The sequence below is a fragment of the Cellulomonas sp. IC4_254 genome (genome assembly GCF_011603975.1).
Taxonomy (GTDB): domain Bacteria; phylum Actinomycetota; class Actinomycetes; order Actinomycetales; family Cellulomonadaceae; genus Cellulomonas.
Window position 1 is genome coordinate 1 of the sequence record NZ_JAANNB010000365.1, and the last position, 1,444, is coordinate 1,444.

Below are 1,444 nucleotides of genomic sequence, written 5' to 3' on the forward strand. Positions count from 1 at the left end.
CCATGCGCACGACCCGCACCAGCCCGCCCGGCTCCCGCCGCCGCCCGCACGCCGCCCTGGCGCTCGTGCCCGTCCTCGCCCTGCTCGCCGCCTGCGGCGGGACCTCCGACGCGGCGGAGAGCGCCGCCGGCAGCGACCTGCAGGACGCCGCCGAGGCCGCCGGGCTCGAGGTGAACACCAGCCCGGACCAGGACCGCATCCACACCGCGGAGAACCCGGACGCCATCGCCCTGCTGCCCCCGGAGCTGGCGGAGCAGGACACGTTCACCGTCGCGGTGAGCGCCTACGTCGCGCCGCTGGCGTTCCTCGCCGACGACGACCAGACGCCGATCGGCAACGAGACGGACATCGCGCAGCTCGTCGCGGATGCGCTGGGCAAGGACCTCGACCTGCAGGTGAAGGCCTGGGCCGACTGGCCGCTGGCGGTCCAGTCCGGCGACGTCGACGCCACCATCTCCAACGTCACCGTGACCGAGGAGCGCAAGGAGCTGTTCGACTTCTCGTCCTACCGGAACGACGAGCTCGGCTGGCTGGTCAAGGCCGGCAGCGACATCACCGAGATCGACGAGCCGTCCGACATCGCCGGCCTCACCGTGGCCGTCGGCTCGGGCACCAACCAGGAGAAGATCCTGCTCGCCTGGGACGAGGAGAACCAGGCCGCCGGCCTCGACCCGGTCCAGGTCGAGTACTTCGAGAACGACGGCGACACGATCCTCGCGCTGCAGTCCGGCCGCATCGACGCCTCGTTCGGCCCGAACGCCACCGCCGCGTACAAGGCGAGGGTCTCGCCGCAGGACTTCACCGTCGTCGGCACCCTGAACGGCGGCTGGCCGGACACCGCGCAGATCGCCGTCACCACGCTCAAGGGCAGCGGCTGGGCCGACGCCGTGACCGCCGCGCTGCAGGGCGCGTTCGACGACGGCTCCTACGAGCAGGTCCTGGAGCGCTGGGGCCTGGAGGACGAGGCGATCGACGCGCCCGAGACCAACCCGCCGGGCCTGCCCAAGACGTCCTGACGCCGCACCCGCCGACGGCCCGCCCGCACCCACCCCGGAGGAGAACCATGTCCGAGAACCCCCGCGTCCCGCTGTCCGTGCTCGACCTCGCGGTCGTGCCCGCGGGCGGCACCGGCGCCCAGGCCGTGCGGGCGGCCGTCGAGCTGGCCGTCGACCTCGACCGGCTCGGCTACCGCCGCGTCTGGTACGCCGAGCACCACCTGTCGCCGGGCGTCGGCTCGGCGTCGCCCGCGGTGCTCGCCGCCGCCGTCGCCGCCCGCACCGCGCGCATCCGCGTCGGCTCGGGGGCGGTGCTGCTCAGCACCACCAGCCCTTTGGTCGCCGCGGAGCAGTTCGGCACGATCGCCGCGCTGCACCCGGGGCGCGTCGACCTCGGGCTGGGGCGGGCGTTCACGCCCGCGGGCGGGCCGAAGGACGGCGCACCGGGG

The 1,444-nt window shown here is 74.7% G+C and carries 2 protein-coding genes; both read left to right on the plus strand.

Going from position 1 to position 1,444, the window contains the following annotated elements; all coding sequences use genetic code 11:
• The first annotated feature begins 2 nt into the window (after positions 1-2).
• A complete protein-coding gene (locus G6556_RS18805) occupies positions 3-1,016 on the plus strand; it encodes an ABC transporter substrate-binding protein (protein ID WP_166944665.1) in 1,014 nt (337 codons plus the stop codon).
• Positions 1,017-1,063: 47 nt separating this feature from the next.
• The coding region (locus G6556_RS18810; protein ID WP_166944666.1) for an LLM class flavin-dependent oxidoreductase at positions 1,064-1,444 on the plus strand (381 nt) is incomplete at its 3' end.

Excerpts from the sequence above, each read along its gene's own strand:
- G6556_RS18805 (WP_166944665.1), top strand. The coding sequence starts at position 3 with ATGCGCACGACCCGCACCAGCCCGCCCGGCTCCCGCCGCCGCCCGCAC.